This window comes from Pseudomonas sp. RW3S2 (assembly GCF_014268955.1).
GTDB classification, from domain to species: domain Bacteria; phylum Pseudomonadota; class Gammaproteobacteria; order Pseudomonadales; family Pseudomonadaceae; genus Aquipseudomonas; species Aquipseudomonas wayambapalatensis.
The window spans coordinates 1-229 of the sequence record NZ_JABWRM010000060.1; the positions used below are offsets into that span (position 1 = coordinate 1).

Sequence of the window (229 nt, forward strand, 5' to 3'; positions counted from 1 at the left end):
GCGCAGCGGACGGGACTCGAACCCGCGACCCCCGGCGTGACAGGCCGGTATTCTAACCGACTGAACTACCGCTGCGCATGTGGACTTGCGTCCTGTTCCTCTCTGGTAGGAAGCCTCTTTCGAAGCGTCCCGGGCCAGGAACAATCTCAGGAAGTGGTGGGTGATGACGGGATCGAACCGCCGACCCTCTGCTTGTAAGGCAGATGCTCTCCCGGCTGAGCTAATCACC

Annotated in this window: 1 tRNA gene; it reads right to left on the reverse strand. The window is 61.6% G+C overall.

What is annotated here, in order from left to right:
- Nucleotide 1 precedes the first annotated feature (1 nt).
- Nucleotides 2-75, reverse strand: a tRNA-Asp gene (locus HU748_RS26215).
- Nucleotides 76-229: the final 154 nt, after the last annotated feature.